Annotated in this window: 19 protein-coding genes; 10 read left to right on the top strand and 9 right to left on the bottom strand. The window is 41.5% G+C overall.

Annotated elements, in window-relative coordinates:
* Positions 1-485 precede the first annotated feature (485 nt).
* Together ACEQZT_RS13760 and ACEQZT_RS13755 are read left to right on the top strand one after the other, a co-directional pair.
* Positions 486-1,277 carry a sensor histidine kinase gene (locus ACEQZT_RS13760; protein ID WP_372530162.1) on the top strand — a complete coding sequence of 264 codons (792 nt, stop codon included), beginning with the start codon at positions 486-488 and terminating at the stop codon, positions 1,275-1,277.
* Positions 1,270-1,950: a response regulator gene (locus ACEQZT_RS13755; protein ID WP_370090025.1), complete on the top strand. Its 681-nt coding sequence runs from the start codon at positions 1,270-1,272 to the stop codon at positions 1,948-1,950. The genes ACEQZT_RS13760 and ACEQZT_RS13755 overlap by 8 nt, the downstream gene beginning before the upstream one ends.
* Positions 1,951-2,052: 102 nt before the next feature.
* Here the strand turns inward: ACEQZT_RS13755 and paaZ are convergent, their stop codons facing one another.
* Genes paaZ through pcaF form a run of 4 tightly spaced genes read right to left on the bottom strand, consistent with a single transcriptional unit; the run spans position 2,053 to position 6,609 of the window.
* Positions 2,053-4,104 (bottom strand): phenylacetic acid degradation bifunctional protein PaaZ, encoded by a 2,052-nt coding sequence (gene paaZ, locus ACEQZT_RS13750; RefSeq protein ID WP_370090024.1) that lies wholly within the window; start codon positions 4,102-4,104, stop codon positions 2,053-2,055.
* Between the two features lie 54 nt (positions 4,105-4,158).
* Positions 4,159-4,776: a deoxynucleoside kinase gene (locus ACEQZT_RS13745; RefSeq protein WP_370090367.1), complete on the bottom strand. Its 618-nt coding sequence runs from the start codon at positions 4,774-4,776 to the stop codon at positions 4,159-4,161.
* Positions 4,777-4,808: 32 nt separating this feature from the next.
* Positions 4,809-5,402: a transferase hexapeptide repeat family protein gene (locus ACEQZT_RS13740; RefSeq protein ID WP_370090023.1), complete on the bottom strand. Its 594-nt coding sequence runs from the start codon at positions 5,400-5,402 to the stop codon at positions 4,809-4,811.
* A gap of 1 nt (position 5,403) precedes the next feature.
* Positions 5,404-6,609 (bottom strand): 3-oxoadipyl-CoA thiolase, encoded by a 1,206-nt coding sequence (pcaF, locus tag ACEQZT_RS13735; RefSeq protein WP_370090022.1) that lies wholly within the window; start codon positions 6,607-6,609, stop codon positions 5,404-5,406.
* 162 nt (positions 6,610-6,771) lie between these two features.
* Between pcaF and carB the strand changes: the two genes are divergently transcribed.
* The 7 genes from carB (at position 6,772) to ACEQZT_RS13700 (ending at position 14,393) form a co-directional block, all read left to right on the top strand.
* A complete protein-coding gene (carB, locus tag ACEQZT_RS13730) occupies positions 6,772-9,588 on the top strand; it encodes a carbamoyl-phosphate synthase large subunit (RefSeq protein WP_370090021.1) in 2,817 nt (938 codons plus the stop codon).
* A gap of 11 nt (positions 9,589-9,599) precedes the next feature.
* The gene (locus ACEQZT_RS13725; RefSeq protein ID WP_370090020.1) at positions 9,600-9,848 is read left to right on the top strand and encodes a DUF4834 family protein; all 249 of its coding nucleotides are present in this window, start codon (positions 9,600-9,602) and stop codon (positions 9,846-9,848) included.
* Between the two features lie 92 nt (positions 9,849-9,940).
* Positions 9,941-10,780 (top strand): acetyl-CoA carboxylase, carboxyltransferase subunit beta, encoded by an 840-nt coding sequence (gene accD / locus ACEQZT_RS13720; protein ID WP_370090019.1) that lies wholly within the window; start codon positions 9,941-9,943, stop codon positions 10,778-10,780.
* A 126-nt stretch (positions 10,781-10,906) separates the two neighbouring features.
* Positions 10,907-12,202: an NADH:ubiquinone reductase (Na(+)-transporting) subunit F gene (gene nqrF, locus ACEQZT_RS13715; protein ID WP_370090018.1), complete on the top strand. Its 1,296-nt coding sequence runs from the start codon at positions 10,907-10,909 to the stop codon at positions 12,200-12,202.
* A gap of 171 nt (positions 12,203-12,373) precedes the next feature.
* Positions 12,374-12,712, top strand: a complete 339-nt coding sequence (locus tag ACEQZT_RS13710; RefSeq protein WP_370090017.1) for a hypothetical protein — start codon at positions 12,374-12,376, stop codon at positions 12,710-12,712.
* A gap of 157 nt (positions 12,713-12,869) precedes the next feature.
* Complete coding sequence (locus tag ACEQZT_RS13705; RefSeq protein ID WP_370090016.1) at positions 12,870-13,205, top strand: hypothetical protein; 336 nt, start codon at positions 12,870-12,872, stop codon at positions 13,203-13,205.
* 48 nt (positions 13,206-13,253) lie between these two features.
* Positions 13,254-14,393, top strand: coding sequence for a formimidoylglutamase (locus ACEQZT_RS13700; protein ID WP_370090015.1), 1,140 nt, complete (start codon positions 13,254-13,256; stop codon positions 14,391-14,393).
* Here the strand turns inward: ACEQZT_RS13700 and ACEQZT_RS13695 are convergent.
* The 4 genes from ACEQZT_RS13695 to ACEQZT_RS13680 all read right to left on the bottom strand — a co-directional run bounded on the left by ACEQZT_RS13695 (position 14,390) and on the right by ACEQZT_RS13680 (position 18,527).
* Positions 14,390-14,578: a PspC domain-containing protein gene (locus ACEQZT_RS13695; RefSeq protein ID WP_372530161.1), complete on the bottom strand. Its 189-nt coding sequence runs from the start codon at positions 14,576-14,578 to the stop codon at positions 14,390-14,392. The two genes, ACEQZT_RS13700 and ACEQZT_RS13695, sit on opposite strands and share 4 nt — an antisense overlap.
* Positions 14,579-14,939: 361 nt before the next feature.
* Positions 14,940-15,944 carry an ABC transporter ATP-binding protein gene (locus tag ACEQZT_RS13690; RefSeq protein ID WP_370090013.1) on the bottom strand — a complete coding sequence of 335 codons (1,005 nt, stop codon included), beginning with the start codon at positions 15,942-15,944 and terminating at the stop codon, positions 14,940-14,942.
* Positions 15,945-15,946: 2 nt separating this feature from the next.
* The gene (locus tag ACEQZT_RS13685; protein ID WP_370090012.1) at positions 15,947-17,521 is read right to left on the bottom strand and encodes an ABC transporter permease; all 1,575 of its coding nucleotides are present in this window, start codon (positions 17,519-17,521) and stop codon (positions 15,947-15,949) included.
* Positions 17,502-18,527, bottom strand: a complete 1,026-nt coding sequence (locus ACEQZT_RS13680) for a Fe(3+) ABC transporter substrate-binding protein (RefSeq protein WP_370090011.1) — start codon at positions 18,525-18,527, stop codon at positions 17,502-17,504. Before ACEQZT_RS13680 ends, ACEQZT_RS13685 begins: the two co-directional genes overlap by 20 nt.
* 346 nt (positions 18,528-18,873) lie before the next feature.
* Here ACEQZT_RS13680 and ACEQZT_RS13675 point away from each other — a divergent pair, with 346 nt between their 5' ends.
* Positions 18,874-22,131, top strand: coding sequence for a PAS domain S-box protein (locus ACEQZT_RS13675; RefSeq protein ID WP_370090010.1), 3,258 nt, complete (start codon positions 18,874-18,876; stop codon positions 22,129-22,131).
* Here the strand turns inward: ACEQZT_RS13675 and ACEQZT_RS13670 are convergent.
* Entirely contained in the window at positions 22,115-22,711 is a 597-nt protein-coding gene (locus tag ACEQZT_RS13670) for a LuxR C-terminal-related transcriptional regulator (protein WP_370090009.1), read from the bottom strand. The two genes, ACEQZT_RS13675 and ACEQZT_RS13670, sit on opposite strands and share 17 nt — an antisense overlap.
* Between the last annotated feature and the right edge of the window lies 1 nt (position 22,712).

Here is a 22,712-nt window from a genome sequence, read left to right as displayed (position 1 = left end):
TCAAAAATCATGTGGTTTATGAGGCTGAATAATTTGCCACTACTCCACATCTATGTCTTAATTGGGTTTATCTTTCAAATATGGTTTTATGCCAAAGTATTGGAGAGGTTCATAAGTAAGAAAGTGATATGGACTATCGGAGTATTATTTACTTGTTTCACAATAGCGAATTCGATTTTTTTTGAAAGCATTTACACCTTCAATTCAAATGCCCTGACGGTTCAATCCATTCTTGTGATCATTTTATCTCTTTCTACTTATATGTTGTTTCTGAATGATATAGTAAAAAGTGAAACGGATATGAGTCTGGTAGAATCCTTGAATTGGATAAACTCTGGTTTATTCATCTACTATTCATCCAGTTTACTGGTATTTTATGTCAGTGATCTTCTAATAGAAAACTATTCTCTGGTTCTAAATCAGTATACTTGGACGATACATACCATTTTCTTAATCGTCATGTATGTCTGCTTTTTTATTGGTTTATGGAAACGACCCAGGAAATTGATTTCTTAAATATTCTGCTGCCACTGCTTGGGGTGATTTTCATCATTGCCATTAGTGTCTTTCTGCTCAATCAGCACTTTCAGAAAAACCTCTACCAGCAAAAGCTGGAGCGTGAGGAGTTGCGCAATAAGCACCAAAAACAACTACTTCAATCCAACATTGAAGCACAGGAATCTGAACGCAAGCGAATTGCCAAAGACCTGCATGACGAGCTTGGAGCTACTCTTTCAATTGCCAGAATGCACCTGATGCGACTGGAACAAATGCACCCTTCCCTGGAGTCAAAAGGACTCTCATTAAGCAACGTCAGAAGCATCATTGATTCGTCTATTGCGTCAGTACGCCAGATCAGTCATCACCTGATGCCCAATCAACTTGAAGCTTTCGGGCTTATCCGATCACTGGAAAGCATGATCGATCAAATAAATGAATCGAAGCAAATTAAGATTGAACTTAATGTGCCTCCAAGCCCAACAAAGTTTTCATGGGAAAAGGAGCTTAGTCTCTATCGCATATTTATGGAACTTATTCAAAACACCCTGAAGCATTCAAAAGCGACTAAAGTTGAAATCAACTATCGAGAAGATTGGGAAAATGTGTATATAGAATTTAAGGATAATGGGGTGGGGCTACCCAATGAAATGATTCATGGGCTGGGGCTAAAAAATATGGAAGCAAGAATTAAAGCAATAGGAGGAAGTATTGAATTTATTGAGGGAGATGGTTTTACAGCTCAGCTAAAGGCACCAATTGAAAATTCGAATGGATAATAAGATCAATATCGGGCTGGTCGAGGACCAGTTTCTTTTTAGAGAGGGGATGAAGGCTATCCTCTCTTCTTACGATGAATTTGAAGTTGTTTTCGAGTCAGAAGATGGGTTTTCTGTCATGGACAAGCTAGCAAGCTGCACTAATATGCCAGATGTGTTGCTGGTAGATCTCTCACTTCCCAAAATGGGTGATAGTGATTTCGATGGAATTGCTGTCACGGATGCCGTGGTAGAAAATTATCCAGATATTAAGATTCTGATTCTGTCTGTTCACGATGATGATGCGTTCATTGCTGAGTTGATCGAGCGGGGGGCACATGGTTATCTCATCAAAGATTCTGATCCAAACGAGGTGACAGAGGCCATCAAGGCCGTTTATTCCAAGGGCTCATACATCAATCACCGGACGCTGTTGGCGATTCAGAAAAAGATGAATCAGAAGCATAAAACAAGTACTAAGAAGAGCCAGGATGAGGCGTTGACGAAGCGGGAAATAGATGTGCTGCGTTTGGTTTGCCAGCAAAAGACTACCGGAGAGATTGCCGAAGAACTGTTCATTAGCACAAAAACGGTAGACGGCCACCGAAATAACCTGCTACAAAAAACACATTCCAGAAATGTGGCTGGTTTGGTGCTTTATGCGCTTAAAAAAGGGTTGATTGAGGTTTCGTGACCTTTTTTTATATGAAGATGCCGGATCAAGTCCGGCATGACGTTCTAGCTTCGATCATCTCCAAATCGAAAAATCTTCAAATCAACCAATCACCCCTGCCAATCACCCCTGATCCTTCTTCTTAATCATCGTCAAGATCGTAGCGATGGCTACAGTCTCTCCGGTTTCATCATAGACATCCACCAGGAATTTCACTATTCCTTTAGCGATATCGTCTTTCTTCTCCTGATCTACCTTTTCTTTCACGGTACATCTTACCCCTATAGTCATCCCAGGATAAACAGGCTTGGTAAATCGACATTCTTCCAGACCGTAGTTAAGAAGAACCGGACCTTTTTTGGCTTGAACGAAGAGTCCTGCCGCCGCTGACAAGATGAAATACCCATGAGCGACCCGTCCTTCGAAGGTGGTGCCTTCCAGGGAGGTCACGTCCGTATGTGCATAGAAGTGATCCCAGCTCACATTGGCAAACGTGACAATGTCACCTTCGGTGATTGTACGTTTCGCTGTGATTACTGTGTCTCCAATTTCCAACTCTTCGAAATACTTAGAGAATGGATGTTTCTCCGTGTCTTTGTACTCACCTCCGTATTGATATTGCTGCGTGATTTCTGTCAAGGTAGTTGGTGATCCCTGAATTGCTGTACGCTGCAGGTAGTGCATTACCCCGCGCTTTCCACCCATTTCTTCTCCACCTCCGGCACGTCCAGGCCCACCGTGCACCAGCTGTGGCATGGGTGATCCATGTCCTGTGCTTTCTTTGGCGCAAGCTTCATTTAGCACCAGGATTCTCCCGTGATGCGTTGCAGCTCCTACTACAAATTCGCGAGCGATTTTGTCGTCTGCTGTGGTAATGGATGAGCAGAGTGATCCTTTTCCTTTTTTTGAAATGGCTATCGCCTCATCAATGGTTTTGTATGGGAGGATTGTGCTAATCGGACCAAAAGCTTCAATATTGTGCACTGCCTCCGTTCCCATAGGGTTTTGATTGACAAAGAGCATCGGGGAAATGAAAGCGCCCTTACTCCAGTCGGCACCCACTGCCTCTCCTTTATTGTCCAGTGAGCCATACACCAGATCCGAAGTTTTGGCCAGCTCAGCCACTCGCCTGGTCACCTCTTCCAACTGCTCCCTTCCGGCTAATGCACCCATGCGAACACCTTCTACACTCGGATCACCTATGGTTGTTTTCTCGAATGCTTTACCCAAAGCAATCTGGACATCTTCTACCAGTTTTTCTGGAACGATGATCCGTCTCACTGCAGTACATTTTTGTCCACATTTTACCGTAATTTCTTTTCTTACTTCTTTGATGAAAAGATCAAATTCAGGAGTTCCTGGAACTGCATCTTCACCCAATACGGCACAGTTTAGTGAGTCTGCTTCCAGATTGAAAGGCACAGAATTTTCGACGATCTGAGGAAGTGTTTTTAATTTTTTACCGGTTTCGAATGAACCGGTAAAAGTCACCACATCATTCATGTCTACATGATCCAAAATCCCATTGCCATAACCTGAAACTAGCTGTAAAGCTCCCTCAGGAAGAATTCCTGAATCGATGATGTTTTTCACCATTGCTTCTGTGAGGTAGCAGGTCTGTTCTGCAGGCTTAATGATGCATGGCATACCCGCCAGCCAGTTTACAGCAGCTTTTTCCAGCATGCCCCAAATGGGGAAGTTGAACGCATTGATATGGACAGCTACACCTTCTTTTGGCACCATGATGTGATGGCCAACGAACGTTCCTTCTTTAGACAGTGGCACAGTTTGACCATCCACATGATAGGGGAGGTCAGGAAATTGCCTTCTCAGGCTTGCATTGGAAAACACATTACCAATTCCACCCTCAATATCAATCCAACTATCAAGTCTGGTTGCTCCGGTGGCTTTGCTCACCTCATAAAACTTTTCCTTTTCTTCAAGCAGATGAAAAGCCAATGCTTTTAGCATTAAGCCTCGCTCCTGAAAGGTCATTTTCCTCAAAGCTGGATTTCCTACATTCCTCGCATGATCATACGCATCCTTGAAATCAATACCCTCGATGGTGTGCGTGGCAATTGGCTCGCCTGTAATCGCGTGACGAAGGACTTCACCATCGCCTGAACCTTCCATCCATTTTCCCGCTATGTAGTGTTTAATCTTAGGTATTGACATAATCGTGTGTTCTTAAATTCTTTTTGTAAAGTTAACAGATATGAAAAGGAGATTTTAACTGAAGAGACCGTGAAGTTCCGTGTCAATTTTAAAAACGATATCTGAGAAATCTTCAGGATTTTTTACAAAATCCAGATTAGTCACATTGATGATCAAGAGCTTCCCAGCATCATAATTGGCGATCCAATTTTCATAATGTTCATTGAGACTCTTCAGGTATTCGATGCGAATCAGGTTTTCATAATCCCGTCCACGGGTTTCTATGTTTTTCACAAGCTTACTGATGTCAGATTTCAAGTAGATCAAAAGATCAGGTGGTTTCACAAATTCGATCATGGAATCGAAAAGAGCTCGATAGTTTTTGTAGTCACGCTCTTTGAAAAAACCCTGCTTATAAAGACTTTCTGCAAAAATGTATGCGTCCTCATAGATAGTTCGATCCTGGATGATGGTCTTATCACCACCTCTCAGTTTGCTTATTTGCTCGAATCGACTATTCAGGAAATAAACTTGTAAGTGAAATGCCCATTTATGCATGTCCCCATAAAAATCCTCCAAATACGGATTGTCTTCCACCGATTCGAACTCTGCCTGCCATCCATAGTGCTTGGCCAACATTTCGGTGAGCGTGGTTTTTCCTGCGCCGATGTTTCCGGAAACGGCAATGTGCATATTCTTTTCGTTCATTCAGACAGAATGGTTGGTTATTTTTTGGATTCGTTCCAAGTCTTATAGGCCGCCGAGGCAATAGGCCTATTTGGTTCGATCGAGCGCAAAGGTTCGCATTCTTTTAGTGTTTCGAAACACTCTTTGGGTAATTGTTGATAAAGTTTTGTGCCTTCCGTTTTCCAGACGATCATTTCATCACTAACCTCCTTTATTTTTTTGGCAGGATTACCCACGATAAGACTCCTTTTTTCAAAAACTGAATCTGCCTTTATAAATGCCAGCGCACCAATGATGCTTTCATCTCCAATCTCCGAATTGTCCATAATTACAGCGTTCATTCCCACCAAGACATTCTTGCCAATATTAGCCCCATGTACAATTGCTCCATGCCCAATATGTGCGCTTTCTTTTAAGGTAATTGTGATGCCGGGGAACATGTGAATGGTACAGTTTTCTTGCACGTTGCAGCCATCTTCAATTACGATGCGACCCCAGTCTCCCCGGATAGCCGCTCCTGGCCCAACATACACATCCTTCCCAATAATTACATCACCCGTTACTGCTGCAAGTGGGTGGATAAATGCAGAGGGATGAATGACGGGGCGGAGGTTGTTGAATTCGTAGATCATATTACGTCCTTTCTAAAATCACTGCATACCCTTGACCTACACCAATACACATAGTGCAGAGCGCATATTTCTTTCCGGTTTTTTGAAGCTGAAGTGCCGCTGAGTGAGTAATTCTTGCACCGGTCATCCCTAGTGGATGACCAATCGCGATTGCACCACCATTAGGATTAATTCTTTCGTCATCATCAGCAAGACCTAATGTACGTGTGCATGCCAGAGACTGTGCGGCAAAAGCTTCATTAAGCTCAATAATGTCTATTTGATCCAAAGTCAATCCTGCTTTTTTGAGTGCCTTCTGACTAGCCTCAACAGGGCCAATTCCCATGATTCTTGGCTCTACACCCACAACTGCTGAAGATACAATTCTTGCAAGTGGCTTCAAGTTATGGTTTTTCACACCATCCTCTGACGCCACTAAAACTGCAGCAGCACCATCATTTAAACCGGATGAGTTTCCGGCTGTAACCGATCCGTCTTTTTTAAATGCAGCTCTCAACTTGCCCAGGACCTCCATCGAAGTTGTTGGCTTTACAAATTCATCTTTGTCAAAGATGATAGGATCAGCTTTTCGTTGTGGGATTTCTACGACAACAATTTCTTCAGCCAGCCTACCATTTTTTTGAGCTTCTGTAGCTTTCATTTGAGAACGGTAGGCAAAAGCATCCTGATCTTCCCGACTGATTTTGTGTATTTCCACCAAATTTTCAGCAGTATTTCCCATACCATCAGTCCCATACAATTCTTCCATTTTTGGGTTGATGAATCTCCACCCAAAGCTGGAATCATACATCTGAGCATCTGTTCCGAATGGTTTGGCAGATTTTGAAATGACCCACGGTCCTCGAGTCATATTTTCAACTCCTCCGGAAATAAACAAATCACCATCTCCAGTTTTTATAGCTCTGTTCGCATGAACAATAGCGGACATTCCGGAGGCGCACAATCTATTGACCGTTTCACCGGGAACAGTAAACGGCAGGCCGGCTAACAGTAAAGCCATTCGGGCTACATTTCGATTATCTTCTCCAGCCTGATTGGCACACCCCATAATCACCTCATCAATAGCTGATGGATCAATTTCTGAGTTTCTTTTCATCAGTTCTTTAATCACTAATGCTGCAAGATCATCGGTTCTCACGGCAGAAAGTGTTCCTCCAAAGTTTCCGATTGGGGTTCTAATTCCATCAATAATGTATGCTTCTTTCATCTCCTGTGGGTTATGTTCGGGGTGCAAATATTCAGCCTTCTGACTTACCTACCAATTAACCACATTACTAATTAAGAAATTCCTTTGTCGCCCATCCTTCATACCTTAATTTTGCCGGAATTTGTTTTAACCTGATTAACTCACAGGAAATACACTCATCCAATGCCTAAAAACCCAAACATCAAGTCAGTCTTAATTATCGGAAGCGGTCCAATCATCATCGGTCAGGCCTGCGAATTTGATTACTCAGGATCTCAAGCCTCACGTTCTTTGCGAGAGGAGGGAATTGAAGTAACACTCATCAATTCCAACCCTGCAACGATCATGACTGATCCGGTTACGGCAGACAATGTGTACTTGAAGCCTCTAACCAAACAATCGATCCGGGAAATCCTGGAAGCACATCCACAAATCGATGCGGTGCTTCCTACCATGGGAGGTCAGACAGCCCTGAACCTGGCAATTGATTGTGATAAGGCTGGAATTTGGGAAAAGTATAATGTGGAGATGATTGGTGTGAATATCGATGCGATTGAGACAACCGAAGATCGTGAGAAATTCCGCCACAAAATGATCGAGTTGGGAGTCGGTGTTTGTAAGGGAGAAACAGCTACTTCGTTTTTGAAAGGAAAAGAGATTGCTCAGGAAATTGGATTTCCATTGGTGATCAGACCATCCTATACGCTAGGTGGTTATGGTGGTGGTTTCGTAAATACGCCTGATGAATTTGATAATGCATTAAATGCGGGCCTTCAGGCTTCTCCAATACACGAAGTACTAGTTGAACAAAGTATTCTGGGCTGGAAGGAGTACGAACTCGAATTGCTGAGAGATAATCTTGGGAACATCATCATTATCTGCTCTATTGAGAACTTCGATCCGATGGGTGTTCACACAGGTGATTCGATCACTGTTGCACCTGCGATGACACTTTCTGATACGGTATATCAGAAAATGCGGGACTTGGCCAAGAAGATGATGAATGGGATTGGTCACTTTGCCGGAGGATGTAATGTGCAGTTCTCTGTCAATCCTGACACTGAAGATATTATTGGAATTGAGATCAATCCACGGGTTTCAAGATCTTCAGCGCTTGCCTCCAAAGCAACCGGATATCCTATTGCAAAGATTGCTGCCAAGCTGGCGATTGGTTACAATCTGGATGAACTCAAAAATCAAATCACGAAAACAACTTCGGCATTCTTCGAGCCGGCAATCGACTATACAATAGTTAAAGTACCACGCTGGAACTTTGATAAGTTCAAAGGTTCAGATCGAAAGCTGGGTCTTCAGATGAAGTCAGTAGGAGAAGCCATGGGAATCGGGAGAAATTTCCAGGAAGCCTTGCAGAAAGCCTGTCAGTCTTTGGAGATAAAAAGAAATGGGCTAGGTGCAGATGGGCGTGAGCTGAAAGATCAGGAAGCAATCTTGCATAGTTTGGAGAATCCAAGCTGGAACAGACTATTCCATATCTATGATGCTTTTAAACTAGGCATTCCATTCAAAACCATTCACAAGCTTACCAAGATTGACCCATGGTTCCTAAACCAGATTGAGGAGTTGATTACATTGGAAAAGGAAATTGGAAAATATGAAGTTGAGTCAATTCCGAAAGAACTCTTGATGGAGGCCAAGCAAAAGGGATATGCGGACAGACAGGTTGCTCACTTATTAGGATGTCTGGAAAGTGAAGTTTATAAGAAAAGAAATGACCTTGGAATCAAGCGAGTGTATAAGCTCGTGGATACCTGTGCGGCAGAATTTGAAGCTCAGACACCCTATTATTACTCAACCTTCGAGGAGGAGAATGAATCAGAGGTTTCGGACAGAAAGAAAATAATTGTTCTAGGTTCTGGTCCCAACCGAATTGGTCAGGGGATTGAATTTGATTACTCATGTGTGCATGGAGTTCTGGCTGCTAAAGAGTGTGGCTATGAGACGATTATGATCAACTGTAACCCGGAGACTGTTTCCACAGATTTTGATGTGGCAGACAAGCTCTACTTTGAGCCGGTTTTCTGGGAGCATATATATGACATCATCCTCCATGAAAAACCAGAAGGAGTCATCGTTCAGCTGGGTGGACAGACTGCATTGAAGTTGGCAGAGAAGTTAGAACGTTATGGTATTAAGATCATTGGAACCAGCTTTAAAGCTCTTGATCTGGCCGAGGCAAGAGGTCGATTCTCAGATCTTCTAAAGGAGCAAAATATTCCATACCCACTTTACGGAACCATTGAAACCGCCGAGGATGCCGTTGAGCTTTCTAAGGAGCTAGGCTTTCCATTGCTGGTTCGCCCAAGTTATGTTCTGGGCGGACAGAGCATGAAGATCGTGATCAATGAGACGGAGCTTGAGCAACATGTGGTTGATATTTTGAAGGACAAGCCTGACGGAGAGATTCTATTGGATCATTTCCTTGAGGGTGCGATTGAAGCAGAGGCTGATGCCATTTGCGATGGTGAGAATGTGTATATCATAGGTATCATGCAGCACATAGAGCCTGCCGGTATTCACTCTGGAGACTCTTATGCGGTACTTCCTCCATACAACTTAGGAGACCTGGTGATTCGTCAGATTGAAGATTACACAAAGAAGATCGCAATCGCACTTGAAACCGTTGGTCTGATCAACATCCAGTTTGCGGTGAAAGATGATAAGGTGTACATCATCGAAGCAAACCCAAGAGCGTCCAGAACTGTACCATTTATTTGTAAAGCCTATCGGGAGCCGTATGTGAATTATGCAACTAAGGTGATGCTAGGGGAAAATAAAGTGACAGATTTTGATTTTAAACCTTACAAAAAGGGATATGCTATCAAGGAGCCGGTATTCTCCTTTCACAAGTTCCCGAATGTAAATAAGGAATTAGGTCCGGAGATGAAATCGACAGGAGAGGCGATTTACTTCATCGATGACCTCATGGATGATTATTTCATGGAAATTTATGCTGAGCGAAACTTGTACTTAAGTCGATAGGTTTAATAGGCATGTTGAAAGTAATAATCATATTAATCCTGATTGGGTACGTTTTTTACAGAGTCACGAATTTCCTTTTTTCGGGGATGTTCAGAGGCTTCACCAGACATCAGGAGTTTGGTCAGCACCAGCACTATCAACGCTCCTCCAGACGTGCACGCAACAGCAATCTCAATATTGATGATGTACCGAATAGCAAATCGCAAAGAAGCGGAGGATTTTCTGGAGGAGAGTATGTGGATTATGAGGAAGTGAAATAAATCACTGATTATTTAAAAATTGATGGGCAAATTCAAGCACCCCTTTTAGCAATTATCATTTAGCTTTGCCCATTCACTGAGAAAGAATTCGAATGGCGTGGTTTAAGCGACAAGACAAAGGAATACTCACAAAGACAGAAGATAAGAAAGAAGTCCCTGACGGGCTCTGGTATAAAACTCCTAGCGGCAGCATCATTCACATGCGCGAGTTGAAAAACAACTCCTATGTATGTCCAGATGATGATTACCATGTTAGGATTGGATCTAAAGAGTATTTCGAAATATTATTCGACAATAACAAGTTTACTGAACTAGATGAAAACCTGACTTCAGGCGATCCATTGAAGTTTCAGGATACTAAAAAATACCCTGATCGTATTAGCGCGACTCAGAAAAAGTCTGGATTGAAAGATGCGGTACGAAGTGCTACAGGCAAAATGAACGGAATCAACATCGTTGTGGCATGCATGGATTTTGCTTTCATTGGAGGTTCTATGGGTTCCGTAGTGGGGGAGAAAATTGCACGGGCAATTGACTATTCATTGAAGAATAAGATTCCTTTCCTGATGATTTCAAAATCGGGTGGAGCACGAATGATGGAAGCAGGATTTTCTTTGATGCAGATGGCTAAAACCTCTGCCAAGCTTGCGCTACTTTCAGAAGCGAAAATCCCATACATCTCTCTTTTGACTGATCCAACTACCGGTGGTGTTACTGCCTCTTATGCAATGCTTGGAGATTTTAACATCGCTGAGCCTGAAGCTCTAATCGGTTTCGCAGGTCCAAGGGTGATCAGGGAGACGATTGGAAAGGATTTGCCAAAGGGATTCCAGAGTTCAGAATTTGTGTTGGATCATGGATTCTTGGATTTCATAGTGGACAGGCGACAACTAAAATCTCGCTTGACTATGCTTTTGAAAATGCTTGAATGAGATAACATTTTCTGACACTATGTGTTAGGAGTTTAGGATATAAAAAAGGTTCTATTTATCGGTGAGTATGGTATGCGAGATAAGCTATATTTGCCCTGATTTTTTAAATAAAAAGGTTTTAGACTTATGTCTTCAATTGTCATTACTTCAATCATCGCCTTCACAGTATTAATCCTTCTTTTGGTATTAATCCTGCTGGTGGCGCAATCTAAGCTTGTTCAGTCCGGTCCGGTTAAAATCACCGTAAATGGCGATTCGGAAAATCCTATGGTTACCACTGCCGGATCGACATTACTTTCTACCCTCTCTCAAAAGAGTGTTTTTTTACCATCAGCATGTGGTGGTGGAGGTACCTGTGCCATGTGTAAGTGCACTGTGCTCGAAGGAGGAGGAGATGTACTCCCTACAGAGGTGGGTCACCTAAGCAGAACTGAACAGAAAGAAAACGTAAGACTTGCATGTCAGGTGAAGGTGAAGAATGACATGAAGATTGAAATTCCAGAGGAGATCTTTGGAATTAAGAAATGGGAAGCTACGGTTGTGAGAAATTGGAACGTAGCTTCATTCATCAAAGAATTTGTAGTAGAGCTACCTGAAGAAATGGACTATGAAGCTGGAGGATACATCCAGATTGAGGTTCCAAAATGTGAGGTAGACTTTAAAGACATTGACATCACAGCTCACCCAGAAGAGCATGATGATCCAAAGAAATTCCAGCTTGAGTGGGATAAGTTTGGTCTGTGGGATCTGAAAATGAAAAATGATGAGACGATAGAGCGAGCATACTCAATGGCTTCTTATCCTGCAGAAGGTCGTGAGATCATGCTAAACGTTCGTATAGCTACTCCACCATGGGATAGAGCAAAAAATACCTGGATGAATGTGAATCCTGGGATTGCTTCTTCGTACATTTTTGGATTGAAACCCGGAGACAAGGTGACTATTTCAGGTCCTTATGGAGAGTTTTTCATCAATCCATCAGACGCAGAAATGCTTTATGTAGGTGGAGGTGCAGGTATGGCACCTATGAGGTCACACCTTTATCACTTGTTCAAAACATTGAAGTCTGGTAGAAAAGTAAGCTACTGGTATGGTGGTCGCTCCAAGAGAGAGTTATTTTACCTGGACCACTTTTACGATCTAGAGAAAAATTTCCCGAATTTCCAGTTTCACGTAGTGCTTTCTGAGCCCCTGGAGGAGGACAATTGGAAGGCAAAGAATAGTATGGAAGATGAGGGTGATGGGTTCACCGGGTTTGTACACCAGGCAGTAATAGATCACTATCTGAGCAAACATGACAATCCAGAGGAGATCGAGCTGTATTTCTGTGGGCCACCATTGATGAACCAGGCCGTTCAGAAAATGGGAGAAGATTTTGGAATTCCTGACGAAAACATCAGATTCGATGATTTCGGTGGGTAATTGAAACAAATATCTAAAATAAGCCTCACACCTACTGTGGGGCTTTTTTTGTGTCCTATGATTTAGGAACTACGCATTTTTCCTAGTTCAATTTCGGTATTAGACTCCTTTCTGATGCTGAATTGATTTGCAATTTTGTAGTGTAATTCAATAAGAAAAATACACTATACAATGCATAAGTTCATCCTAGTTCTTGCCGTTGCTTTTTGGGGAGATTCCCTAAAAGAAAACACACCATCTGAAAGAGTGGAAAGTATGCCCATTATCGAATTTTCCAGTCCAGCAATAGATTTTGAAAGTGGTCAGCCAGTTTTTTCAAAGGATACGGATGCCACTCTAAATAAATTTGAATCTGATGAGGTTAGAATTTTCATCAATGATTCCGTTGATATCTTCACTGACTCAGATCAGGTAGAGCTATCAGACCTTATCAATTTTTCTGAAGGCACCTATACAGTCCTTATTCAGGGAAAAAATTATGAAGAGGTTTTTGGGTTTACTATAAGATAAGTTTAGCCAGCAGTAGATTAAAAGCCTTGCAGAGATGCGAGGCTTTTTTGTTTGGTGATAAGTAATACCCGTATAATTCATATTCCGTATTTCACTCCTGTCTAAGCTTGATGTGGAATCTAATTTTGATCTCAATTAATCAAATAAAGATTCAGTCATGTTTAAGTTCATTATTATTCTAGTCGTTGTTTTATTGACAAATGGTGAGACCAAAAAGAAAAAAGTAACGGAACGATCCGCCAGTGTTGTATTTTCTGAAAAGTCTGTTTCATACGAGAGTGGTCAACCTGTTTTTACGGAGGATCTAAAAGCGACACTAATTAGAAAATCGAATATGGATGGAGTGAGGGTTGTCATAAATGATTCATTGGATGTATTGATAAACTCAGAGGTCATTGAGCTAAATAAGTTGATTGATTTTAGTCCAGGGACCTACACAATCCTTATTGAGCTTGGTGATGATACAGAGACGTTTGGATTGACTATAAGATAGTTATTCTACTGTCTGTATTCATTTTGTGACTATACCTATCTTAGCCTCATGGACTTAAAACTCTTTTTTAATCCCACTGAGGTTGATGTAGATTCAGACCCAACATCATTCCAGTCATCTATTTACATAAACAGACATAAAATGCCTGATCATGAGGGCATGGATATCGCTTTAATCGGACTAACTGAATACCGTGGTGAAGATGAAAAAGCTGACCAATCATCAGCAGATGAGATCCGAAAGCAGATGTATAAGCTTAAAAAAGGATTTGGCGACTATGCAATAATAGATCTGGGCAATTTCAGGAATGGACCCACCCTTGAAGATACTTACTTAAGACTCAAAGAAGTATGTGCTTACTTGATGGAAAAGAGCATCATTCCTGTGCTTTTCGGCGGGAGTCATGATTTAGATCTTGGTCAATATTATGCATACGAAACCACAGAGAAATTAATCTCAGTACTGAATGTTGACAATGAAATTGATTTGTCTGACGATGGAGCTCCCTCCAAAAGTCATGTCAATCGGATATTTAAACATAGCCCCAACTTTCTTTTCAGCTATTACCATCTGGCGTATCAAAGCTACCTCACCAATCAAAAGTCTATTGAGTTACTAGAGCAGCTATCTTTTGAGTCTGTGAGACTTGGTGTAGTAAAGGAAAATATAAAAGACATTGAGCCGATGGTAAGGGATGCCGATATGATGTCATTTGATTTATCTGCGTTGCAGGCGCATTATTCACCTGGGGCGAGCAACTCAAAGGTTTATGGACTTACAGGAGAAGAAGCTTGCCAGCTTTCCTGGTATGCTGGCCAGAATGAGAAAATGAGTTCGGTTGGCTTTTACAACTACAACGCTTCCCGCGACTCTGAAGATCGAAAAACTGCCTTTGTATTAAGCACCATGATTTGGTACTTCATTGAAGGATATTACCATAGAAAGGGAGATAAAAACTTTAAATCGAATGATTATCTCATGTACGAAGTTCACCTAGGGGGAGACCCGGAAACCATTCGTTTTTATAAGAGCAAACTCTCAGAGCGCTGGTGGATGGAGGTACCAAATCCAGAAGCAGAAGGACTTTTCAATCGGAATAGAATGATTGCCTGCAACTACAGTGATTATGATTTGGCTCTGAAAGGTGAGCTCCCTGATCGCTGGATGAACTTTTACAACAAAGCCTAGTACCTAGGCGGCATTATAATCCAGAGGATTATATAGACGAGCATTCCTGGAAATCCAATGCTTGCAATCGAAAGGATTATGTAGGCGATTCTGACAAGTGTTGGATCCCATCCCAGGTATTCTGCGATTCCGGCACATACGCCACCAAGCATTCTGTCATTTGATCTAAAGAGCCTTTTTGTCATTTCCATAAAAGTTTACTTTAAAGATGAAATTTTTTTCGTAAAACTCTTAAAGTTGATCGCTTCGATTTTGTCAAAAAAGGTTTTGGGGGAGGTTTTGTCCACTGTCGAAGTATTGGTCGGGTCACTCAGCAAATCAGCAGAATAAAGTGATTTTGCATTGAGTGTAAGTAGACACGCTAGGAGGATGCCCAGCAGTATGAGCAAAGTGCGATTAAATCGTATGTTGGTTCGGTTGGTCGCCATGCTTGTAGTTTTACAAAGTGCGTGCCAATAATTGTAACAATCAGTTTATCAGTAAGTTATAATATTATTTGATTGGGCTTTTGTACAAAATCGAACAGCCATTAGGGAAGAGCGAACACTATTTAAAAATCTGAATTTTCTCCTCTGGAACTTTTAGGTACACGGTATCGCCCACATTTTGGGTCACCCGTTCGGTTTCCAGGCTTATCAGATCCTCAGAACTTGAAGTGCCTATTTTTAACACGTCATGGGGCCCTTTAAATTCCTTTTTTCTGATCACACCAGTAAGATTGAAATCCGATTGCGTTGAAATTTCGATATTCTCCGGACGGATGAAGAGCTGAAGTTTGCTCTTATTCCCATTTTGGATTTTCAACGTACCAAAAGGGGTCTCAGCCTTTGTATCATCAATTGATTTTGCGTTTAGTATTACACTCGCACCAAAAAATTCTGAAACATATGGCGAAACAGGATGCTGATATACTTCTGAGGGAGTGCCTGTTTGCTGAATCTCTCCATGTTTCATCACCACTAGCTTGTCTGCGATTAGGAAAGCATCTGATGCCTGATGACTAACTAGAATTGTTGTGATCTCCAATGATCGAAGCAAATCAAAAATCTCTTCTCTTATTTTTGCTTTTAATAGCTCATCCAGACTGCTAAATGGTTCATCCAGAATGAGTAATCTCGGGTTGATTGCCAATGCTCTGGCCAGCGCCACTCGCTGCTGCTGTCCACCTGATAGCTCATGGGGGTATCTGGTGTCCAGACCGGCAAGCCCCGTCATTTCAAGCAATTCCGCCAGTTTAGCGGCCTCTTTATCACTCCTTTTTAGCGCATAGAAAATGTTGTCTTTTACCGTGAGATGCGGAAAGAGAGAAAGGTTTTGAAACACAAACCCAAATTTCCGTTTCTCTGGTTTCCAGGAAGTGATTTCCTTATCATCAAAGTATACGGCTCCTTTATCCGGTATTTCCAATCCGGAAATGATGCGTAGCAGTGTGCTTTTACCGCACCCACTTTCACCAGTAAGTGATAGTATTTCCCCTTTTTGCACCTGGAGCGAGACATCTCTCAATACTCGATTGCCTTCAAATTCTTTACTGATATGTTCTGCTCTCAATATCACTTTCTGTGCAAAATTCGATTTAGATAGTAAACGGGGATTGCGCTTGCAAAAATAATGAGCAAGCTTGGAGATGCTGCCCTTGGAGCCATCTCGTCTTTGGCATATTGAAAAGCATTTGTGGCTAGTGTCTCGTAGTTGAAGGGACGAAGTATCAACGTAAGTGGAAGCTCTTTTGCTACATCCACAAAAACCATGATCAAGGCTCCAAGCAGTACGGGTCGGAGAACAGGTAGATGAACCTTAAAAAGATTTCGAAACGAATTGCTTCCCAGAGAAACAGCCGCATCATCAATTTGCGATGGAATTTTCTCGAGACCAGATTCTATAGAGCCATATCCCACTGCAAAAAACCGAACAGTATACCCAAAAATGAGGGCAATTGTTCCAGCATATATCCAGTTAGGGTTGACATATAAAATAAATGCTACGATACCTACAGCAATCACAGCCCCAGGCATAGCGTACCCTAGCATGGGCAATTTAGAGATGACCTTTCTGAATCCTCTTTTATTTACTAACCGAAAAGTATAGGCAAGAACTATTCCTAAGGATACGACGATTAAACTGGATATGGTACCAAGTAATGCAGTGTTTCCGGCCAACTCAATTAGTTGAGTCCAGATGTTACGTGAATAAGCAAGTACAAACCACCAGCTTAGCTGAGCCACAGGGATTAGAAATCCGAATAGTACAGGCATTAAACACACTAAAAACATCAACCATTTCCTAGATGGTTTAAGCCTTGTGAAAGTTCTTTCAGCTTTATCATGTGTGATTTTTTTGTTTCTGCTCGCTCTGAATTCAACGACCAAAAGGATGACAACAAAAATGAGCACGATTACAGAGAGGAAGATGGCCGTTGATAAATCACCTAAGGCAAGCCATGACCGAAAAATGCCAGCAGTGAAGGTAGGGATGCCAAAATATGAAACTACTCCATAGTCATTCAGGACTTCCATGATGACCAGTATAAGCCCCGCAAAGATGGCTGGCCAGGCGAGAGGCAACACCACCTTTCTGAATGTTTTGCTCATCGGTTGTCCCAATGATCGTGAAACCTCAATTAGGGAGGCTGATTGGAGTAGAAATGCCGATCGGGAGGTAACGTAAACGTACGGATAGAGCACAAGGCTCATTACAAAAATGGCTCCTGCATGATTCATTACATCCAGGTAAATATCAGTTCCAAGCGATCTCATCAATATCCGAATTGGTCCGGCATAGTCTGTTAACCCTACGTATGCTATCGCATTGATAAATGTGGGGATGGAGAGTGGAAGGATTAATATCCACTCAAATTGTTTTCTGAAAGGAAAATCATAAACTGTGACGTACCATGCTGTGGCAACACCGATGATCAGGGTGAGAATAGAAGTGCCGAGAACGAGGATGGAGGTATTCCATAGGTAAAGTGGAAGTACGCTGGTAGCAATGTGTCTCAGATTTGAGGTGTCCAGCATAAAGGAGCGACTCGCCACCAATATCAAAGGCAGTAGTAGTACTGCAAGGATGATATTAGTAGCGAGTCGCCAATAAAGGTGCCTGGGTCTTTTAATTCCAGCCAGCTTCATCAAATATTTTGATAGCCTGATCTAGAAGATCCGGATTTTTCGCATAGTCCAGATTATCAATTTTAAAGTCTCCCCATGCAGCAATTGTTGAGTCTGGAGCTACATTTTTATTCACGGGATACTCAAATGAAGTAGAGGCATAGAACTTTTGAATTTCCTCACTTGTCAAGAACTCAATGAACTTGATTGCATTGGCTTTGTTAGGTGCATTTTTAGTCACACCAACGCCACTGATGTTGATGTGGCCGCCTCGTCCGTCTTGATTTGGGAAGTAAATTCCTACTCTTTGTCCTGCCTGTACTTCTTCAGGGTTGTCAGAGTTTAAGAGCAAGCCAACATAGTAAGTGTTCACAACGGCAATATCACCCACTCCGGATGCGATTGCTTTAATCTGATCTCTGTCTCCGCCTTTAGGCTCACGAGCCATGTTTTCTACAATTCCAGATGCCCACTGACGAGCAGTTTCTTCATCATTTTCATAAATAATTGATGACATAAGAGACTGATTGTATGAACTGCTCGAAGATCTGATAAGGATTCGATCGTTCCATTTCGGATTAGCAAGGTCTTCGTAGGTGGAAAGCTCTGTTACGTCCACATCTTCTTTATCGTAAGCTATTACTCTGGCTCTATAAGTGATTGCATACCAGGTTTTATCACTATCAATAAACTTATCATCATTGTTAGTCTTGGCTTCAACTGGTTGAAGTAGCCCCATAGCTTTCGCACGATTTAGCTTAGCTGCATCTACAGTAATGAGCACATCCGCGGGGGAGTTCTCACCTTCCATTTCCAACCTGCTGATCAGCTCATCCGCACCTGCTTTTACCAGATTTATTTTTATTCCGGTCTCTTCGGTAAATCTTTCAAATGCAGCTTTATCAGCATCATAATGTCTGTGAGAGTATACGTTCAAAACTGCTTCTGAACCTGATTCTTCTTTATTTTCTGTAGTGCCTGTACAGGCTATCGTTAGTAAGAGTAATAATAGTTTTATATATCGCATAGTCTTGTTTTTCGGCAAATGTACTATTTAGAATCGATCTAAATAAAGTTTTTGAACATAAAAAAAGGTACCTCGATGGAGGCACCTAATCACCTAATCACACTGCTTTAACGCACTGTACTCTTATGAGGGGAGCTAAATAAACTCTACCCTTTAATCTGTATGTTTTGTTTCGCTTTCGATTACAAATAGACCAACTTTAGCAAGGAATGACACCCCGTGTTAGTGTGGAATTTGGTTTAGTTAAAATGCTTAATATTTGAATCTGTCTGGAGAGTCCATGATACTTTCACCTTATTCTGATAAATTTATAAGTGACGAAAATTTTCACTACCAGCTAAAATTCTTGGAAAGTCAAATAGAAATATCACATAAAAATGTTTTGGAAAGCATGCCATTTGGTGTGATCCAGGTTGATCTTTCCGGAATTGTCATTTATGCCAATGCCTCTTCCTTTAAACTCCTTGGTGTTAAAAATGAATCGGATCTTGTTGGTGTACATTATGAATCATTCCAATGGGATCAATTTGGTAAGGATTGTAAACCACTTCGGAAGCAGGATCATTCACTATATGCAGTTCTGAATCATGAGAAAGTAATCACGTCACGCATTCAGGGAGCTATCGTAAATGGCCATCGGCGGTGGTTTTCTGTGAATGCTGCCCCTATCTACAACGACGCGAACGAACTGGTGGGTGGAATTTCGAATTTTGCTGACATTACTGATAAAATTGCAGAAGGTGAGAAGCAGCAACAGGATGCTGATCGCTATCGAATTTTGATTGAGAATATAAACGCTGTTGTGTGGGAGACCAATATTGGTTCGCAGACATTTTCCTATATCAGTCCTAAAGTGAAGGAACTCTTTGGTTTTCCTCAAAATGAATGGTTGAAAGAGGGTTTTTGGCAGTCACGAATCTATGAAGATGATAAAGAGCATGTAATTGCATATGAAAGGCATAAGGCCTCTGACGTTGATAATTATCAGCTTGAATATCGAATAGTTCATAAAAACGGTAGTTTGATTTGGGTTCGTGATTTGGTAGAGGTAGTTAAAATGGACGGTGAGCCCCGTATTTTGAGGGGACTGATGCTGGACATTTCTGATCAGAAAAATGCCAGATTGCAGCTCAAAGAAAGTGAACAGCGGTATAAGCAGATGATTACCGAGGCTCCCTATGCCATTTCAATTTATAATAAAGATGGGTTGTTGATAGCTGCTAATTCAAAGTGTGAAGAGTATTGGCAGGTGGATCTAAATGAGTATATAGGTAAGTTTAATATTCATGAGAATGACCTCTTCACTAAACAATCCCAAATAGATACGATCAATCGTGCTTTCAGTGGACTAAGTGGTGAGGTAACTACGAAAATTCCCCTAACTCACTCTGGTGATTCCAGGCACTACAGAATCAAATATTACCCATTGTTCAACAGTAAAAATGAACTGGACAATGTGGTCTATATCACAGAGGATATTACTGAAAATATTGAAGCTGAAGAGAAGATCAAGCAGGAAGAGGCATTAAAGCAGGGTGTTCTGGATGCTTTGGATGAGGCTATACTAGTGGTAGATGGAAGTGGAATAGTGATCAGTATCAATAAAAACCTGAAGGCATATGTGAAGAACCGGTCTTTTTCTGAGCTGAGTATTGGCAAGTCAGTATTTGACTTCATTAAGTTTCTTGATAATAGTGATTTCTTAAGAAGTGGCCTGGAGTCTATTCTCAGTCAGGAGATCAGGGTGCTGGATCATGAAGTGAAACTAGGAGATGGTATTTGGTATAACATGCGGGCTACCCCGCTGGATACACCCTTCGGAGCTGTTATAGCCTGGCAGAACATCAACACCCGAAAAGAGATCGAGATGGCACTGGAAAAATCGCTTAAGAAGTATAGGAATATCTACAACAAAGCACCGGTGATGATGCACTCCATCAATGAAAAACTGGAGATCGTAAGTGTGAGTGATTTCTGGCTGGAGAAAATGGGCTATGAGCGAAATGAAGTGATTGGGAAGACTCCTGTGGACTTTCTATCAGAAGATTCTATGAGTGCTGTTGCAGGAAATCTCAAGAAGCTTTTTTCTGAAGGATCTGTAAAGAATGTAGAATATAAGTATAGGAAAAAATCAGGTGAGCTGATGAATGTTCTTCTTTCTGCTGTTGCCGAATATGACGAAAACGGAAACTTTGAAAGATCCATTACCGGAATGCTCGATGTAACCGATCTAAAAGCAGCGGAGCAAAAACTGCAAGAGAGTCAGTTTAAGTTGCTGGAGTCCCAACGGATTTCAAAAATCGCCAATTACGAATATGAAACGTTGACAGGTGATTTTGAACCATCTGACGAAATGGTGGCGATGATGGGTTTTTCTAAAGATCAAAGAGACATTTCAGTTATTCAAGAGCTTATACATCCGGAAGACGTTACTGAGTTCGCAACTAAGCTTGAAAAATGTATTAGGGAGGGGAAAGATTTTTTTCATATCTATAGAATAAAGCATTTACGAACAGGTAAGATCAAGTGGATCTCTGGTCGCGGTAAGATGATAAAGAACGAGAGGGGGAAGGTCGTGAAAATGATCGGAACGGTACAGGATATAACCGAACAGAAGTTTGCAGAACAGAAAATAAAGCGGCTTACAGACAGGATTTTGCTAGCCACAGAGATAGCCAATCTTGGAGTGTGGGAATATGATAGAGAGACAGATGAAATCTTTTGGGAAGACCAGATGTATGCCATTTTTACCAACACCAAAGAGCCTCTTTCTCTCAAGGAACTTCAGGCAAACTTTGTTGACTCTGACAAAGAGTTTGTAACTGAGGGTCTTCGTTTGATTCGTTCAGGAATAAACTTTCTGGAGGGAGAAATGCGACTAAACATACAGGATGAAGTGAAGTACCTACGATCTTTCACAAGAATCCTTCGTGATCATAACGGCAAGCTTCGTGGTATGGTAGGAGTGATTTATGATATCACAATCGATAAGAAGCTTCAAATGCAGCTCGAGTCTTCGCTGGATGAGAAGAACGTGCTTATCAAGGAGGTGCATCATCGGGTAAAGAACAATATGCAATTGATTTCATCAATCCTGGCATTAAAATCCTATGAGCTGGAAGATGATAAATCGAAAGTCATTTTTGAAGAAATCAACTTGAGAATAAAAGCCATGTCTGTCATTCATGACAATCTCTATACATTCGATAATGTGTCGGAGATAGACATTGGGGAATATTTAAAAAGCATTTCCAGCAAGCTTCAGATTATTCAGGGAACGACGGGTATCAAAATCAAAGTTGAATCCGATAATATTATTCTAGACGTGGAAAAAGCCCTGCTTATTGGCTTGGTGGTGAGCGAGCTTGTTGGTAATGCTATTAAGCACGGATTTGTAAATCGCAAGGGGGGCAAGATCGAAATTATCTTTAAGAAAAAGGATGATCTTTACTCTCTAACGGTGGTAAATGATGGGGCTAAAATACCGGTAGATGTTTTGCAGCGAAGCACAGGATTAGGGGTTTCGCTCGTTAAAACGTTTGTGAAACAGCTAAACGGCAAAATAGTAACAACAGAAAATAATGGCTTTACAGTGAGCTTTTAAAGTTTGGGGAGTAGTCCAGCAGCGTTTGAATGAGACCGCTGGTGGTTTTTGCGCCTATCTTTCGCATTACATTACCCTTGTGAGCATTGACAGTTCGTACGCTCAAATCCAACTTTTCAGCAATTTCCTCATTTGTCATATCTTTCATCATCAACTGTAAAATCTCATTTTCCCGACTAGTAAGAGACGAAATACGCTCAGCCGTGTCATTTGCTTTATTTGAAAAAAGCATGGCGATCATTGCCTCATTGTAAAAAATATCATTCTCAAAAGCAGACCTCATAGTTTTTAAAATGTCATCTGCCTCCATACTGAGTGATATAATTCCGTTTATGTCGAGAATAGTTGTATACTGAATGATCAATGGCTTGATTTCATTGGCATACAGTACAATGGGTGATTTAATCCCATACTGAATTACCTCCTGTGGTGAAGTGGTGTCAGAGTCAACTATTACCAAATCAAGATTGGTCGAAAACTCAGGAGCCAATGAGCAACTATTGGGCACGATTTCTTTCACCAGCATGAAAATATAGTTGGATAGCGATGGATTTTTTGAAATAACAAATAGCTCTTTCATT

Source organism: Ekhidna sp. (assembly GCF_964218185.1).
Lineage (GTDB): Bacteria > Bacteroidota > Bacteroidia > Cytophagales > Cyclobacteriaceae > Ekhidna.
Note: the sequence above shows the minus strand (reverse complement) of the source record. Positions and strands in the feature narration are given on the sequence as shown.

Coding starts and splice junctions, on each gene's coding strand:
- ACEQZT_RS13695 (WP_372530161.1), bottom strand. CDS start 14,578: ATGACAAAAAGGCTCTTTAGATCAAATGACAGAATGCTTGGTGGCGTA.
- ACEQZT_RS13740 (WP_370090023.1), bottom strand. CDS start 5,402: ATGATCTACGAATTCAACAACCTCCGCCCCGTCATTCATCCCTCTGCA.
- ACEQZT_RS13710 (WP_370090017.1), top strand. CDS start 12,374: ATGCATAAGTTCATCCTAGTTCTTGCCGTTGCTTTTTGGGGAGATTCC.
- nqrF (WP_370090018.1), top strand. CDS start 10,907: ATGTCTTCAATTGTCATTACTTCAATCATCGCCTTCACAGTATTAATC.
- ACEQZT_RS13705 (WP_370090016.1), top strand. CDS start 12,870: ATGTTTAAGTTCATTATTATTCTAGTCGTTGTTTTATTGACAAATGGT.
- carB (WP_370090021.1), top strand. CDS start 6,772: ATGCCTAAAAACCCAAACATCAAGTCAGTCTTAATTATCGGAAGCGGT.
- ACEQZT_RS13725 (WP_370090020.1), top strand. CDS start 9,600: ATGTTGAAAGTAATAATCATATTAATCCTGATTGGGTACGTTTTTTAC.
- accD (WP_370090019.1), top strand. CDS start 9,941: ATGGCGTGGTTTAAGCGACAAGACAAAGGAATACTCACAAAGACAGAA.
- ACEQZT_RS13670 (WP_370090009.1), bottom strand. CDS start 22,711: ATGAAAGAGCTATTTGTTATTTCAAAAAATCCATCGCTATCCAACTAT.
- paaZ (WP_370090024.1), bottom strand. CDS start 4,104: ATGTCAATACCTAAGATTAAACACTACATAGCGGGAAAATGGATGGAA.
- ACEQZT_RS13685 (WP_370090012.1), bottom strand. CDS start 17,521: ATGAAGCTGGCTGGAATTAAAAGACCCAGGCACCTTTATTGGCGACTC.
- ACEQZT_RS13680 (WP_370090011.1), bottom strand. CDS start 18,527: ATGCGATATATAAAACTATTATTACTCTTACTAACGATAGCCTGTACA.
- ACEQZT_RS13755 (WP_370090025.1), top strand. CDS start 1,270: ATGGATAATAAGATCAATATCGGGCTGGTCGAGGACCAGTTTCTTTTT.
- ACEQZT_RS13700 (WP_370090015.1), top strand. CDS start 13,254: ATGGACTTAAAACTCTTTTTTAATCCCACTGAGGTTGATGTAGATTCA.
- pcaF (WP_370090022.1), bottom strand. CDS start 6,609: ATGAAAGAAGCATACATTATTGATGGAATTAGAACCCCAATCGGAAAC.
- ACEQZT_RS13745 (WP_370090367.1), bottom strand. CDS start 4,776: ATGCACATTGCCGTTTCCGGAAACATCGGCGCAGGAAAAACCACGCTC.
- ACEQZT_RS13760 (WP_372530162.1), top strand. CDS start 486: ATGGAAACGACCCAGGAAATTGATTTCTTAAATATTCTGCTGCCACTG.